The organism is Thalassobacillus hwangdonensis, from assembly GCF_042675915.1.
Classification (GTDB): domain Bacteria; phylum Bacillota; class Bacilli; order Bacillales; family Halobacillaceae; genus Thalassobacillus_A; species Thalassobacillus_A hwangdonensis.
Map to the genome: position 1 here is coordinate 115,463 of NZ_JBHTKL010000006.1, position 12,812 is coordinate 128,274.

The 12,812-nt window shown below is 46.9% G+C and carries 16 protein-coding genes; 7 read left to right on the top strand and 9 right to left on the bottom strand.

What is annotated here, in order from left to right:
- Window positions 1-6 precede the first annotated feature (6 nt).
- Genes ACFQ2J_RS16055 through trpE form a run of 7 tightly spaced genes read right to left on the bottom strand, consistent with a single transcriptional unit; the run spans window position 7 to window position 6,547 of the window.
- Window positions 7-600, bottom strand: a complete 594-nt coding sequence (locus tag ACFQ2J_RS16055; protein ID WP_386062868.1) for an anthranilate synthase component II — start codon at window positions 598-600, stop codon at window positions 7-9.
- Between the two features lie 39 nt (window positions 601-639).
- Window positions 640-1,437 (bottom strand): tryptophan synthase subunit alpha, encoded by a 798-nt coding sequence (gene trpA / locus ACFQ2J_RS16060; protein WP_386062871.1) that lies wholly within the window; start codon window positions 1,435-1,437, stop codon window positions 640-642.
- Window position 1,438: 1 nt separating this feature from the next.
- Window positions 1,439-2,632 (bottom strand): tryptophan synthase subunit beta, encoded by a 1,194-nt coding sequence (trpB, locus tag ACFQ2J_RS16065; protein ID WP_386062874.1) that lies wholly within the window; start codon window positions 2,630-2,632, stop codon window positions 1,439-1,441.
- Complete coding sequence (locus tag ACFQ2J_RS16070; RefSeq protein WP_386062877.1) at window positions 2,613-3,263, bottom strand: phosphoribosylanthranilate isomerase; 651 nt, start codon at window positions 3,261-3,263, stop codon at window positions 2,613-2,615. The genes trpB and ACFQ2J_RS16070 overlap by 20 nt, the downstream gene beginning before the upstream one ends.
- Entirely contained in the window at window positions 3,260-4,021 is a 762-nt protein-coding gene (trpC, locus tag ACFQ2J_RS16075; protein WP_386062880.1) for an indole-3-glycerol phosphate synthase TrpC, read from the bottom strand. The genes ACFQ2J_RS16070 and trpC overlap by 4 nt, the downstream gene beginning before the upstream one ends.
- Window positions 4,014-5,033 (bottom strand): anthranilate phosphoribosyltransferase, encoded by a 1,020-nt coding sequence (trpD, locus tag ACFQ2J_RS16080; protein WP_386062883.1) that lies wholly within the window; start codon window positions 5,031-5,033, stop codon window positions 4,014-4,016. The genes trpC and trpD overlap by 8 nt, the downstream gene beginning before the upstream one ends.
- On the bottom strand, window positions 5,030-6,547 hold the full coding sequence (trpE, locus tag ACFQ2J_RS16085) for an anthranilate synthase component I (RefSeq protein ID WP_386062886.1): 1,518 nt from the start codon (window positions 6,545-6,547) through the stop codon (window positions 5,030-5,032). The genes trpD and trpE overlap by 4 nt, the downstream gene beginning before the upstream one ends.
- Before the next feature lie 316 nt (window positions 6,548-6,863).
- Here trpE and ACFQ2J_RS16090 point away from each other — a divergent pair, with 316 nt between their 5' ends.
- The 4 genes from ACFQ2J_RS16090 to ACFQ2J_RS16105 all read left to right on the top strand — a co-directional run bounded on the left by ACFQ2J_RS16090 (window position 6,864) and on the right by ACFQ2J_RS16105 (window position 9,604).
- The gene (locus ACFQ2J_RS16090) at window positions 6,864-7,067 is read left to right on the top strand and encodes a PLD nuclease N-terminal domain-containing protein (RefSeq protein ID WP_386062888.1); all 204 of its coding nucleotides are present in this window, start codon (window positions 6,864-6,866) and stop codon (window positions 7,065-7,067) included.
- Window positions 7,067-7,972, top strand: coding sequence for an ABC transporter ATP-binding protein (locus ACFQ2J_RS16095; protein ID WP_386062891.1), 906 nt, complete (start codon window positions 7,067-7,069; stop codon window positions 7,970-7,972). The genes ACFQ2J_RS16090 and ACFQ2J_RS16095 overlap by 1 nt, the downstream gene beginning before the upstream one ends.
- On the top strand, window positions 7,969-8,748 hold the full coding sequence (locus ACFQ2J_RS16100; RefSeq protein WP_386062894.1) for an ABC transporter permease: 780 nt from the start codon (window positions 7,969-7,971) through the stop codon (window positions 8,746-8,748). Before ACFQ2J_RS16095 ends, ACFQ2J_RS16100 begins: the two co-directional genes overlap by 4 nt.
- Before the next feature lie 82 nt (window positions 8,749-8,830).
- On the top strand, window positions 8,831-9,604 hold the full coding sequence (locus ACFQ2J_RS16105; RefSeq protein ID WP_386062897.1) for an SDR family NAD(P)-dependent oxidoreductase: 774 nt from the start codon (window positions 8,831-8,833) through the stop codon (window positions 9,602-9,604).
- A 39-nt stretch (window positions 9,605-9,643) separates the two neighbouring features.
- Here the strand turns inward: ACFQ2J_RS16105 and ACFQ2J_RS16110 are convergent, their stop codons facing one another.
- Together ACFQ2J_RS16110 and ACFQ2J_RS16115 are read right to left on the bottom strand one after the other, a co-directional pair.
- Window positions 9,644-10,126, bottom strand: a complete 483-nt coding sequence (locus ACFQ2J_RS16110; RefSeq protein ID WP_386062900.1) for a GNAT family N-acetyltransferase — start codon at window positions 10,124-10,126, stop codon at window positions 9,644-9,646.
- Window positions 10,127-10,147: 21 nt separating this feature from the next.
- Entirely contained in the window at window positions 10,148-10,546 is a 399-nt protein-coding gene (locus tag ACFQ2J_RS16115; RefSeq protein WP_386062903.1) for a GNAT family N-acetyltransferase, read from the bottom strand.
- Between the two features lie 198 nt (window positions 10,547-10,744).
- Between ACFQ2J_RS16115 and ACFQ2J_RS16120 the strand changes: the two genes are divergently transcribed.
- The 3 genes from ACFQ2J_RS16120 to ACFQ2J_RS16130 are packed head-to-tail and all read left to right on the top strand — an operon-like array spanning window position 10,745 to window position 12,789.
- Complete coding sequence (locus ACFQ2J_RS16120; protein ID WP_386062905.1) at window positions 10,745-11,644, top strand: pseudouridine-5'-phosphate glycosidase; 900 nt, start codon at window positions 10,745-10,747, stop codon at window positions 11,642-11,644.
- Complete coding sequence (locus tag ACFQ2J_RS16125) at window positions 11,641-12,519, top strand: carbohydrate kinase family protein (protein WP_386062908.1); 879 nt, start codon at window positions 11,641-11,643, stop codon at window positions 12,517-12,519. Before ACFQ2J_RS16120 ends, ACFQ2J_RS16125 begins: the two co-directional genes overlap by 4 nt.
- A 54-nt stretch (window positions 12,520-12,573) precedes the next feature.
- Window positions 12,574-12,789: a hypothetical protein gene (locus ACFQ2J_RS16130; protein ID WP_386062911.1), complete on the top strand. Its 216-nt coding sequence runs from the start codon at window positions 12,574-12,576 to the stop codon at window positions 12,787-12,789.
- The last annotated feature ends 23 nt before the right edge of the window (window positions 12,790-12,812 follow it).

Consider the following 12,812-nt stretch of genomic DNA (forward strand, 5'->3'; position numbering starts at 1 on the left):
TTGCTGTCACCGGACAGCAAGGATTTCTTTTTTAAAATATATGTTCAGCATGTTGCTCAGTATTTTCTTTCCTTCCTGAGTTCCAATTGACTCCGGATGAAATTGTACACCTTCAATCGGATACGTTTTATGACATATGCCCATAACCTCCCCATCCACCGTAACAGCAGACAGTTCGAAACAATCAGGCAGCGACTTCAAGTCGACGGTCAACGAGTGATAGCGCATCGCTTCTGTTGGTGATTTCAGTCCTTGATAAATTCCGGTCCCCTCGTGATGGATGAAAGAAGACTTTCCGTGCATCAGCTTTTCTGAACGGATTACTTTTCCACCGAACGCTTCAGCAATTGCCTGATGGCCAAGGCACACTCCGAAAATCGGAACCTTCCCTTTAAAGTGCTCGATGATCCGTTTCGTCTGCGGTGCATCACTTGGTGAACATGGACCTGGCGAAAGGAAAATCAACTCCGGTGCTTCTTTTTCAATTGCTTCAATCGTTGCCTCGTCATAGCGTTCTACTCTTATCTCCTGGCCCAGTTCACCTAAATACTGGACCAGATTATACGTGAACGAATCATAGTGATCGATCATATAAATCATCTGCTCTACTCCTCTCTGCTATCCTCTGCTCACCTTCACTCACTCTACTAAACTGCGAACTTCTTCATAAAAACGCTCTAACGACTTCGGATTATTTTCTTCCAGCCCATCCAGTTCCTCTTCTATCAGGCGGATGATTTTACTGCCGATGATCACCCCATCGGCATGCTCCCGAATCAGGTGGACATGCTGATTCGTTGAAATCCCGAAGCCGACAGCAACCGGCACGTTGCTATATGCTTTCACTTTTCTTATGAACGCCAGCACCTCATCTGACACTTCATTTCTTTCACCGGTTACACCCAATGTAGATACACAATACAAAAAACCGCTCGCTTCTTCCGCAATCAACTGGATGCGGTCTTCTGAATTCGGTGCCACCAGGGAAATATATTCGATGTCATTCTTCCGCGCCAGTTTCCGGATAGGGGCACTCTCCTCATGTGGAAGGTCGGGAATGAGCACACCTTCAGCTCCGTTCGTTTTCATCAACTCGATGAACGCTTCTTCCCCGATCTGCAGCACAGGATTGTAATACGTGAAAATGACGACAGGAATCTCCAATCCAGCTTCCCTCATTGCCGGAACCATTTCCACTGCCTTTCTCAACGACATCCCTTGTTTCAACGCACGCTTGGCTGCCCGTTGGATCGTAGGACCATCTGCTAATGGATCGGAATACGGAATACCAAGCTCCAGTACATCCGCTCCTGCTTCCTGAAGCTTCAATGCAAGCTCGATCGTGGCTTCAGGTGTCGGGTCGCCAGCGACGATGAACGGGATGAACAGCTCTTTCGTCTTTTCCAGTTTTCCTTGGAAGCTTGTTTGTGTCAGCATGTCATACCTCCTCCTGAAAGTGGTCCATCAATGTCGCCATATCTTTGTCACCTCGGCCGGATAAGTTAATCAGAATCGTAGCAGCTTCCGGAAGTTCCGGTGCCTCTTTGAACGCCTGTGCCAGCGCATGAGCACTCTCAATCGCAGGGATGATACCTTCTGTCTGAGTCAACAGCTTCAATGCGTCAAGCGCTTCCTTATCCGTCACCGCTTCATAGCGTACACGCTTTGAGTCGAACAAATACGCATGCTCCGGGCCGATACCCGGATAATCAAGCCCTGCAGAAATCGAGTACGGTTCAGTGATCTGTCCGTGTTCATCCTGCAGAAGAAACGTCAGCGACCCATGGATGACGCCGCGACTTCCTTTTGAAAGTGTGGCTGCATGTTCAAGTGTGCCAACACCTTTTCCGGCAGCTTCTACACCGACAAGTTCTACCTCATCCTGTAAAAACGGATAGAACATTCCCATTGCATTGCTGCCCCCTCCGACACACGCGTAAATCCGCTCTGGAAGCTGATCCTCGACTTGTAAAAATTGCTTTTTCGATTCATCTCCTATCACCCGCTGAAAATCACGGACCATTCTTGGATACGGATGTGGTCCGACAACAGAACCGATCAAGTAGAAGTGGTCTTCACAGTTGGCAACCCAATAACGGATCGCCTCGTTCGTCGCATCCTTCAATGTCCCGTTCCCACTGGAAACAGGAACCACTTCTGCTCCAAGTAGCTTCATCCGGAAAACGTTCAGTTCCTGGCGCCGGATGTCCTCCTCACCCATGAACACTTTGCATTCGAGTCCGAACTTTGCTGCGACAGTGGCGGATGCAACTCCATGCTGACCTGCTCCTGTCTCTGCAATGATCTTCCTTTTTCCCATCCGTTTCGCCAACAGTGCCTGGCCGACAGCGTTGTTCAATTTGTGCGCACCGGTGTGGTTCAAGTCCTCTCGCTTAAGGTAGATTTTCGCTCCGCCAAGCTTTTCGGTAAGTTTATCAGCGTAGCTTAATGCGGTCGGTCTCCCGGCATATTCCTGCAGGACGTGATGGTACTCTTCTATGAAACTCCTATCCGCCACCGCTTCATCGAGAGCTGCTTCGAGCTCCTGAAGGGGTGCCATCAATGTCTCAGGTACATACTTTCCGCCAAAATCTCCGAATCGGCCTTTCTGATCAGGATATACGTGCTGCATGGTTGGCCACCTCTTTCACTAGTGTATAGATTTTCGTTTCATCTTTTGCTTCGTTCGTCTCCGTTCCGCTCGATACATCCACCCCATCCGGATGAAACGCGAGTACCTCCGCTACATTTGCTGGCGTGATGCCACCTGCAATCAGACAGGGAACCTGCTGCTCTTTTGCCGTCTTCACATAAGCAGGAACAGCTTCCCAGTCGAAGGTGACACCTGTACCACCGTGAGCCCCTTTCACTTTTGCATCGATGACATAGCCATCTACCGTTCCACGAAAAAGCTCCATCTTTTCTTGCCCGTGTCCATCATGATGAATCGCCTTCCAAACATCGACTGCAAAGGTTTCTTTCATCTTCAATACCTCAGAAACGGTCTCGTTCCCATGAAGCTGGATGATATCAAGCGGAACGTGTTTCAGAACTTCTGCAACTTGAGCAGTTGACGGTTCTACGAATACCCCGGCAAGCTTTTGAACTGGCTGGATCCGGTCCACCCACCTACCGACTTCTTCCGCTGCTACATTCCGCTTCGTACCTTCTACAAAAATGAACCCCAGGTGTGTAGCGTCCGATTGTCCACTGCGTCTGGTATCCTGTTCTGAACGATTTCCACACAATTTGACGATACTCATGAAGCATCTCCTTTCATCAGCTCATTCACCGCACGCCGGAGATTATCCTGTCTCATCAGTGATTCACCGACTAGAATGCCCTCGGCTCCAGCTTCAGCCACTCTGCGAACATCTTCATTTGTGTAAATGCCGCTTTCTGAAATTAGCAGGCTGCTTTCCGGAACTAGTTTCGCAATTTTTTCTGTTTGGGAGAGGTTCGTTTCAAATGTGTTCAGGTTGCGATTATTGATGCCGATGATGTCTGGAGTGAATTGCTTCAGTATACCTTCTAGCACTTCCTCACTGTGCACTTCGACGAGCGATTCCATCTCAAACTCCTTCGCCTGAAGATAAAGTTCCTGCAACTGTTCAGGTTCCAGCGCCTCTCCGATCAATAAAATCGCGTCTGCTCCGATTCTTGCGCTTTCTTCTATTTGGATCGGGTGAATGATGAAGTCCTTGCGCAGCACCGGTACATCGACCACTTGTTTGATGGAAGTGAGAAAATCCCGATGCCCCTGAAAGAAATGCTGGTCCGTCAACACAGAAATCGCCTGCACGCCTGCCTTATTATAGTCGTTGGCGATGACGACCGGATTGAAATCATCGCGGATAATCCCTTTGGAAGGGGAAGCTTTCTTCACTTCGGCAATCAGCCCTGGCCCGTAGGGAGTTGCTTTCAAAGATTCATAGAGTGATCTTTTCGTGACTGATTGAGCCTCAGGAAGGACAACAGTCTGCAATTCCTGTGCTTTAATTGCTAGAATCGTATCAAGCATATTTCTGCATCTCCTTTTCTGTGATCGCTTCAAAATAACTTAGGACACTGCCTGTAGCCAGCGCATTGCGTACTTTTTCAACACCTTCCTGGATCGTTTCCGCTTTCCCTGCCACATAAAGACCTGCCCCGGCATTGAGAAGCACGATATTCTTAGCACTCTGATTTGCGTGATTTTTCATGATGTCCTGAATAATGGCTGCACTTTGATCAGGAGTACCAATCTGGATATCACTGATTTCGCCTCGTTCAAGTCCGACATCTTCAGGTGTCATTGTGTATCTCTTGATACCTCCATCCTTCAATTCAACAATATCCGTTTTACCTGTAATCGTAATTTCATCAAGCCCGTCTTGACCGGCTACGAGCAATACATGCTTAGATCCCAGTTGTTTCAAGGTCTCCGCAACCTTTTCTCCGAAAGCAGTATCGTAAATCCCGATCAATTGCCGCTTTGCCTGAGCGGGATTTGATAGTGGACCAAGCAGGTTGAATATCGTCCGGAAGCCCAGTTCTTTACGTGCAGGGACCGCATGCTTCATCGCCTGATGATACGTCGGAGCAAACATGAACGTCATTCCTTTTTCCCGAAGAGCTCGTGCACCTTGTTCGGGGGATGCATCGATCGGAATCCCAAGCGCCTCAAGTACATCTGCACTGCCGCTTTTAGAAGAAACCTTGCGATTGCCATGCTTTGCTACTTTCACACCCATACTCGCCAGTACGATTGCAACTGCAGTGGAAATATTGAAGGTTGAACTGCCATCTCCACCAGTCCCGCATGTGTCGACGACATCATCATCATCCGTTTCAAGCTTGGTCATGTTCTCCCGCATCGCTCTGGCAAACCCGGTAAGCTCTGCCACCGTTTCACCCCTGAAGCGCAATACACTTAACAGACTCATCAACTGTCCAGTTGTTACGGCTCCATGCATGATCTGATCCATGACCTCGAAAGCTTCCTGCTCTGAAAGGCTTTTACCTTCCACCACTTTCGTCAAAAATGGGTTCATATCTGCTCCACTCCTTCTCTGCTCGACTCAAATACTCGCTCTGCTATCGTAATCGCTTCTTTCAATGCGCTTGCCTTATTGATCGTCTCTTCATACTCTTTCTCAGGGTCGGAATCGGCTACCACACCCGCTCCGGCCTGGATCCATACTTTTCCTTCATGAAGGGTCATCGTCCGGATCGTGATACAGGAATCGATGTTTCCATCAAAACCTACATACACGATTCCTCCTCCGTATAAATGTCTTGGAGTTGGTTCAAGCTCTCTGAGGATTTGCATCGCTCTAACCTTAGGTGCTCCCGATAGGGTGCCTGCAGGGAATGCAGCCTGCAAAGCAGTGATTGGGTGAATGCCTTCTCTGAGCTTCCCGGTCACCTTACTGATGATGTGCATCACTTTGGAAAACCGCCCAATCACCATATACTCTGGAACAGCAACACTTCCGTAGGCTGCAACCTTACCGATGTCGTTTCGGGCAAGGTCGACGAGCATCCGATGTTCGGCCTGCTCTTTTTCATCGGCTAGCAATTCTGTAGCCAATCGATCATCTTCTTCTGTAGTGGACCCCCGTTTTCTTGTCCCGGCAATCGGATGGATCTCAAGCTTGCCGTCCTGCACCTGTAGTAAACGTTCCGGAGAACTGCCCACCACTTCTACTCCTGAAAAATTCAAATAAAATAAATAAGGGGATGGATTCACTTTTCGCAACACACGGTACAGCTGAAAGCCGTCCAATGTCGTTTCTTTCTCAAAGCGTTGCGATAGGACCGCCTGAAAAATGTCTCCCGCGTGAATGTACTCTTTGATTTTTCCGACGTGTTCGATGAACCTCTCCTTTGTGTAATTACTTTCCATCGGTACCATCTTGGATTCGTCACTCTGGAGTGGCAGCATCAAATCATGGGTGTTTCCAGCCTTATTCAGTTGTTCTTTCATCATTGTCAATCGTTGTATGGAAGTTTCAAAATGTCGGATTTGCTGTTGGCGTGATTCATTCCCATTCATCCTGGCAAAAGTAAGCAATGTCGTTTCTTTCGTTCGATGGTCATAGGCGATCAATGTTCGGCAAAAAAGGAAGTGATAGTTTGAAAGTTTGGTAGCTTCTGTGTGTCTCGGTTCCACAGGTTCAAAATCGGAAATGGAGTCGTATCCAATATAGCCGACTGCCCCTCCACGAAATGGGACCGGTATATCAGGTTCTTTCACTGCAAGTGTTTCGAATGCAGCGTCAAACGCTTGTTGTAATGTCTGATATTGTTTCTTCACTTTTTTATCAAAATCGCAAATGACAAATAGACCCGACTGCTGTTCGATTTTCAACATCGGATCCATTCCGATGAAAGAATAATTCGACCAGGGCGATTCCGGATCCTGACTTTCCAGTATATAGACTGCCTCTTCTTTCATTGCCTGAAACATGTGAATGGGTGTCAATGTATCCGTGTAAAAGGATTCCATGACAGGGATGGTTCGATGCGTATAGGCATCTTGAATAAACCTTTCTAGCGTGGTCATCGTCTTCACCTCTCCATATGGGTATGGAGAATGAGACGTTGAGGAAAAATAGTGGATGAAATAATGATGGTTTGGTAAGGCGACCATTCAGGCTCTCCCTGACGTCCCTGTACTCGCTCAGCTCCACTCATCCATCTGCCTCAACTCTGCTCACTCATTCTCAACTCTGCTAAACTCTTATCTGACTACTCTGACTTGTATGCTAGTTTAAATAATCGTATGACCAATGTCAATCTTTCGGAACAAATTATGAAAAACTGCAACCTTTTTTCTGCAGCAAACGTAAATGATAATAAGGATAAAGGAGGTTTTACACATGATGGAAGAATTAGCAAATGTCAACTGGGGATTGATCGCTCCGATCATCATCCTTGAACTTATTCTGATGATCGTAGCTTTGATCGACTGGGCGAAAAACAAAGAAACGAACGGCCCAAGATTCATGTGGTTATTCGTCATCATTTTGATCAGCCTTATCGGACCGATCCTCTACTTCGTAATCGGAAGGAAGCAGAACTGATGGCAATGATTACGGTGAAAAATTTACAGAAAAAATATGATGGAACTCCCGTTGTAAAAGGAATCGACTTTCAATTATCACCCGGGAAATGTGTCGCACTGCTAGGACCGAATGGTGCGGGGAAGACGACGACATTACGAATGTTATCCGGACTGATCCGGTCGACAGGCGGGGAAATTCACTTCGAGGGAATGAAAGGCAAGGACATCCGTTCGCAGATTGGTTACCTCCCTCAACATCCAGTCTTCCATAACTGGATGACTGGGAAGGAATTTCTCGTTTATGTCGGACGACTCGCTCATCTATCCATGACTGAGGCATCGGCAAGGGCGGACCAACTGCTTGAACGTGTAGGTATAGCAGATGCGAAGAACCGAAGGATCGGAAAGTACTCAGGGGGGATGAAACAACGACTGGGCATTGCACAGGCAATGATTCATAAACCGAAGCTGCTGATGCTGGATGAACCTGTGTCCGCACTAGACCCGATTGGCCGCCGGGAGGTTCTGACGCTGATGGAAGAGCTGAAAGAGGAAACGACGTTATTGTTCTCGACCCATATTCTCAACGATGCTGAAGAAGTCAGTGATGAATTGATTCTGCTTCATAAAGGTGAAATCGTCGAGTCTGGCTCAATGAACGAAGTAAGAGACCGGCACCGCGTCGACAAGATTGACATGCGTCTGGAAGCAGGTTTCGAAGCAGATAAGCAAGCAGTGGCTGCATTGCCATCCGTGGACCATGTTGAGTTGGATAAAGGCGAATGGCACATTTATGTTTCTGATATGGACCAGGCACGACAGCAGCTGCTTCAGCTTGTTCAGACGAACAACTGGCCGGTAAGTCGTTTTGAAGTTGGAAAAGCGACCTTGGAAGATCTATTCATGAAGGTGGTGAAAGAATGATGAGACAGTTTACCACCATTTTCAAAAGAGAAATGATGGAAATCTCGCGTAATTTCAAATGGATTTGGGTGCCGATCGTATTCATTCTATTAGGAATCATGGATCCGTTATCTACATACTATCTGCCTCAAATCCTTGAAGCTGTCGGTGGACTGCCGGATGGAGCGACTATCGACATTCCGACACCTTCCTCACCGGAAATTCTGATGATGAGTATCGGACAGTTCAGTCAACTGGGTGTGCTTACCATCGTGCTGATGTCGATGGGCTTGATTGCAGGCGAGCGGAAAAGTGGTGTAGCGGAACTGGTCCTTGTGAAGCCGGTCTCCCATGGAATCTATATACTTGCCAAATGGGCAGGTACACTGGTCCTGGCACTGGGGTCTCTTACAATCGGTATGGCTGCAGCCTGGTATTATACCAATCTTTTATTTGACCCGATCCCTTTCACAGACTTTTTGTGGGCCTTATTTTTCTACGGGATGTGGATCGTGCTGGTTGTAAGTATCACTGTCTTCATGAACACTTTGTTCAAAACCCCTGGACTCGTCGGATTTTTGTCTGTATTAACCATTATCGTACTGAATATCGTCTCCAATATTTTCGGGCACGCATTGGATTACAGTCCCACAAAGTTAAGTCCTTATATTCAAACAATGCTGGTGGACGGCTCGGTGTCCAGTGACTTATGGGGAACTGCAGCGGTCACAATCGTTTGTGTCGTTATTTTACTGCTGGCTGCAACATTCGTCTTCCGAACTAAGGAACTTGCTTAAAGTATTAATGCGCATTGATGTTTGTTAATACACAGGAAGGGCTATAGACTTAAAGTAACCAACTAAAACGAGGTGGTAAAAAATGAAACCAACGGCACTGATTACCGGCGCATCCAGTGGAATCGGCTATGAGTTCTCCAAGCTGTTTGCGAAAGCAGGCTATGGACTGATCATCGTAGCACGTTCAGAGGATAAACTGATCAAGCTGAAAGAAGAGCTTGGAGACCATCCTGTCCTCATCCTGACACAGGACTTGAGTAAACCAGGTGCAGCCAAAGAGCTTTATGAAAAAGTTAGGCAGCAAGGAAGAACAGTCGAGGTACTTATCAATAATGCAGGATTTGGCTTGAACGGAGACTTCGATGAACTTGCAATGGAAAAACAGCAGGAAATGATTCAGGTGAATATTACTGCGTTGACCGAATTGACCCACTATTTCCTGAAGGACATGAAGAATGCGCCACTATTCGATATTCCAAAAGGCGTGCTGAATGTAGCAAGCACCGCCGCTTTCCAGCCTGGTCCTAAAATGGCGGTATATTATGCGTCCAAAGCATATGTGTTGTCTTTTTCAGAAGCATTGGTGGAGGAACTGCGAGGTACAGGCGTTACCGTTTCAACCCTTTGCCCTGGAGCGACAGAAACGAACTTCTTCTCAACTGCACAGGCGGATCATATCAAGTTGCGTAACAATACGATGTCCGCAGAAGCTGTCGCTAGAGCTGGCTTCCTAGGATTTGTCAAAGGGAAGCGGGTCGTCATTCCTGGCGCCGTAAATAAATCGGGTGCGTATTTGGCAAAATTCATGCCACGTTCAACTGGAGCGAAAATCGCCCATTACGTTGATAAATCATAATATATAAAAGCAGAGCCTGGGAGCGATCCCAGGCTCTTTTTAATGGTCGAATTGTTTTGCGCTTGCCTTCATCGTGTAATCGGTGGTTTCAAACCCGAGCTGCTGATAGAGCTTCAACGCTCCGTGATTATGGCCGAAAACATGCAGCCACACGTCATCGATTCCTTTTTGTTCAATTTCTTTCATGCATAACCGCATCGCTTCTGTCCCGAATCCTTTTCCTCGAAACTCCGGGTTGATGAATATTTCGTAAAGATAGGCATGTGGAGAAGGTTCAGTAGAATTGATTGCGTACCACATGTACCCAATCTTCCTGTCCATGAAAAGGATATTTTTCAAGTAATGATTCTCTGTTTTTTCATTATCCGGCAGCAGGGATTGAAACGCCTCTTTTGATTGTTCAAGCGCTGTCTGTTCGGGCCAGCTTCCATTATTGATTTTGTCGTTGGCAAAATTGATAGTTGCTACATCATAGAATTCCTTGAAGTCCTGTTCATTCATTTTGGAGAACTTGATTGTCATCGGCACACAATTCCTTTCCTTTTACCATTCTTGTGATGCTTTCCGGAAACCATAGAAGGTACGGAAGCTTTGCTGCTCATAATATGATTTTGAAGTGGTTGAAGCCAGCATTTCAATACGGCAGGTCGGATAGCGATCATGAACGCTGGTTAATAATGCATGTCCAATACCTTCCCCTCTTGCTTCAGGATTAATCAACATTTCGCATATATATGCCGTTACACTACCATCTGTCAATCCTCTCAGATAACCGATGATCGTTGAGTCCTCCCCTTCTGCTACCAGGGTGATTGGTGAGTGATTCCACGCTTGTTTTGTTTGTTCATGATTCTCAACAAGATTACTCCAGCCCTCTAATTCATTCAGATTATGAATCGACTCAAAATCCTCTTCAACATACTCTCTGATTCTATAATTCATCCAAATCATCCTCCTTCAAGGGACAGTCCCTCAACGCTTTAAAGTGGTGAGGGACTGTCCCGCTCTGCGTTGACGCGTTAAAGTGGCGGGGGACTGTTCCCCTCTATTTTTGAATTCTTGATGAATTGCGAATATTCCTCCTGTTATCGCTTACACTTTTGTTGTAAAATGACCCCAAAGGCAAAGGGAGGTAATCACATGAAAACGATGCAATACAGTGATGAAGTGTTAGATGCAATCATACATAAAAAACCGGTGGTAGCGCTCGAATCCACCATCATCTCTCATGGTATGCCCTATCCGGATAATGTCAGCATGGCGATTGAGGTTGAGGATATCATCCGAAACGAAGGTGCTGTACCAGCTACGATCGCTTTGATGGATGGACAGATCAAAGTCGGCCTTACGAAAGACGAGATTGAGAGACTCGCAACTGAGGAAGGAGTAATCAAGACAAGTATCCGGGACCTTCCTGGCGTACTTGCCAAGAAACAGACTGGTGCTACAACAGTAGCCACAACGGCTTATGCTGCCCAACAGGCTGGCCTTCACTTTTTCGCAACAGGCGGGCTTGGTGGTGTACACCGCGGTGTCGCGGATCATATGGATATTTCTGCGGACCTTGTGGCCCTTTCCAAATGTAACATCTGCATCGTATCGGCAGGGGTGAAATCCATCCTCGATATTCCTAAGACGCTGGAGTTTCTTGAAACGTTAGGCGTCCCTGTCTATGGTTATGAAACCGATCGATACCCTGGATTCTATTTCCGCGAAACCGAACACGAAGTTCCTTCCATTACGAAAGAAGAACTGGCGAAAATCATGAAGATCAAACACCACTTGAGTCTGGAGCAGGCGGTCCACGTAGCCGTTCCTGTCCCTGATGCCGACGCCATGGATCGCGATCATATCCAGAGCATCATCGACCATGCCTTGACTGAAGCAGACCAGCGTGGCATAACAGGAAAAGATATCACGCCGTTCCTGCTCGGACATATCAAAGACGCAACAGCCGGAGAAAGCTTGAAAGCGAATATCGCTCTTATGAAAAACAATGCAAAGGTTGCTGCACAGCTCGCAGTGTGTCATCAGAAATGATCACTGTCATTGGAGACCTCGTTGTCGACATCATCGTCAAGCATAATGGGATGCATTTTGCTACCGACTCGGAATCTTCCATCACGACTCATGCTGGTGGGCAGGCAAATAACGTTGCCTCCTGGATTGCACTTACCGGCGGACGGTCCACCTTGATCGGCAGGGTCGGAGATGATGTGAATGCAGATTTCTTAATCCGTCACGCAGAAGATATCGGTGTCACATTGAAGCTTCACCGTGACGAAACGCACGAAACAGGAAAAATCGTCATCCTTGTTGATGATGAGGAAAGCGAGCGCACCATGTTCACGGACCGTGGCGCGAATCGCCATTTGAATATGCAGCAGATTCATCATGCGCAGGATACGATCAAAGATAGTTCCTGTTTATATTTGTCCGGTTACAGCCTTTTTGAGGATACAACAAGAGAAGCACTTGAAACTGCTAAACAAATTGCAAAACAACACGGTGTACCTATTGCCGTCGACCCTAGCTCCACCTACTTCCTGAGAAACCACAAACAGACGATGCTTTCGTTTATAGATGGGATCGACTACTTCTTCCCAAACCTTGAAGAAGGACAACTGCTGACAGGTGAAACGGAGCCTAAGGCAGTTCTAGCTGCACTTTCAGACATCGTGCGCCACCCGGTCCTTAAATTAGGCAGTGAAGGGTGCATGGTTATGCTTGAAAACAACATTCATGTAATCCCGGCACCTACGATTGAAGCCATTGATACGACTGGTGCCGGGGATGCCTTTATCGCAGCCTTCCTTAAAAATTATATGGAAGAAAAAGACTTGATCGAAGCTGCGAAATTTGCAAACCTGACTGCTTCTAAAGTTGTACAGCGTATTGGTGCTAAGGGTTCCTAGGATTAACCTCCTCCTATCAGCAACAAGATTTAAACTTAAAGGAGATTAAGAACTATGGTTTTGTATATCTATTTCATCATCTGTATCGGAGCTGCCTTTTTCCTGGCAATAGTGGGTGATGGGTTTGGCGGTACCATACTACTTGGTGCCATTTTGGCAGTATTGCTCGCCATCTACCATCAGTTAGTCAAAATTTATGACAAGCTCAATGGAGAAGCTGAAGATAAAAAGCCTCACAAACCCAAATCGAGAGCTCCAATCCGGTATTGAACAAAAAAGGCAAAGAGCATCAT

Bases quoted from the DNA above. Each gene is read 5' to 3' on its own strand.
- ACFQ2J_RS16115 (WP_386062903.1), bottom strand. From the start codon at position 10,546: ATGAATTATAGAATCAGAGAGTATGTTGAAGAGGATTTTGAGTCGATT.
- trpE (WP_386062886.1), bottom strand. From the start codon at position 6,547: ATGACCACGCTAGAAAGGTTTATTCAAGATGCCTATACGCATCGAACC.
- trpD (WP_386062883.1), bottom strand. From the start codon at position 5,033: ATGAACCCATTTTTGACGAAAGTGGTGGAAGGTAAAAGCCTTTCAGAG.
- ACFQ2J_RS16100 (WP_386062894.1), top strand. From the start codon at position 7,969: ATGATGAGACAGTTTACCACCATTTTCAAAAGAGAAATGATGGAAATC.
- ACFQ2J_RS16130 (WP_386062911.1), top strand. From the start codon at position 12,574: ATGGTTTTGTATATCTATTTCATCATCTGTATCGGAGCTGCCTTTTTC.
- ACFQ2J_RS16110 (WP_386062900.1), bottom strand. From the start codon at position 10,126: ATGACAATCAAGTTCTCCAAAATGAATGAACAGGACTTCAAGGAATTC.
- trpA (WP_386062871.1), bottom strand. From the start codon at position 1,437: ATGCTGACACAAACAAGCTTCCAAGGAAAACTGGAAAAGACGAAAGAG.
- ACFQ2J_RS16095 (WP_386062891.1), top strand. From the start codon at position 7,067: ATGGCAATGATTACGGTGAAAAATTTACAGAAAAAATATGATGGAACT.
- ACFQ2J_RS16105 (WP_386062897.1), top strand. From the start codon at position 8,831: ATGAAACCAACGGCACTGATTACCGGCGCATCCAGTGGAATCGGCTAT.
- trpB (WP_386062874.1), bottom strand. From the start codon at position 2,632: ATGCAGCACGTATATCCTGATCAGAAAGGCCGATTCGGAGATTTTGGC.
- ACFQ2J_RS16090 (WP_386062888.1), top strand. From the start codon at position 6,864: ATGATGGAAGAATTAGCAAATGTCAACTGGGGATTGATCGCTCCGATC.
- ACFQ2J_RS16120 (WP_386062905.1), top strand. From the start codon at position 10,745: ATGAAAACGATGCAATACAGTGATGAAGTGTTAGATGCAATCATACAT.
- ACFQ2J_RS16125 (WP_386062908.1), top strand. From the start codon at position 11,641: ATGATCACTGTCATTGGAGACCTCGTTGTCGACATCATCGTCAAGCAT.
- trpC (WP_386062880.1), bottom strand. From the start codon at position 4,021: ATGCTTGATACGATTCTAGCAATTAAAGCACAGGAATTGCAGACTGTT.
- ACFQ2J_RS16055 (WP_386062868.1), bottom strand. From the start codon at position 600: ATGATTTATATGATCGATCACTATGATTCGTTCACGTATAATCTGGTC.
- ACFQ2J_RS16070 (WP_386062877.1), bottom strand. From the start codon at position 3,263: ATGAGTATCGTCAAATTGTGTGGAAATCGTTCAGAACAGGATACCAGA.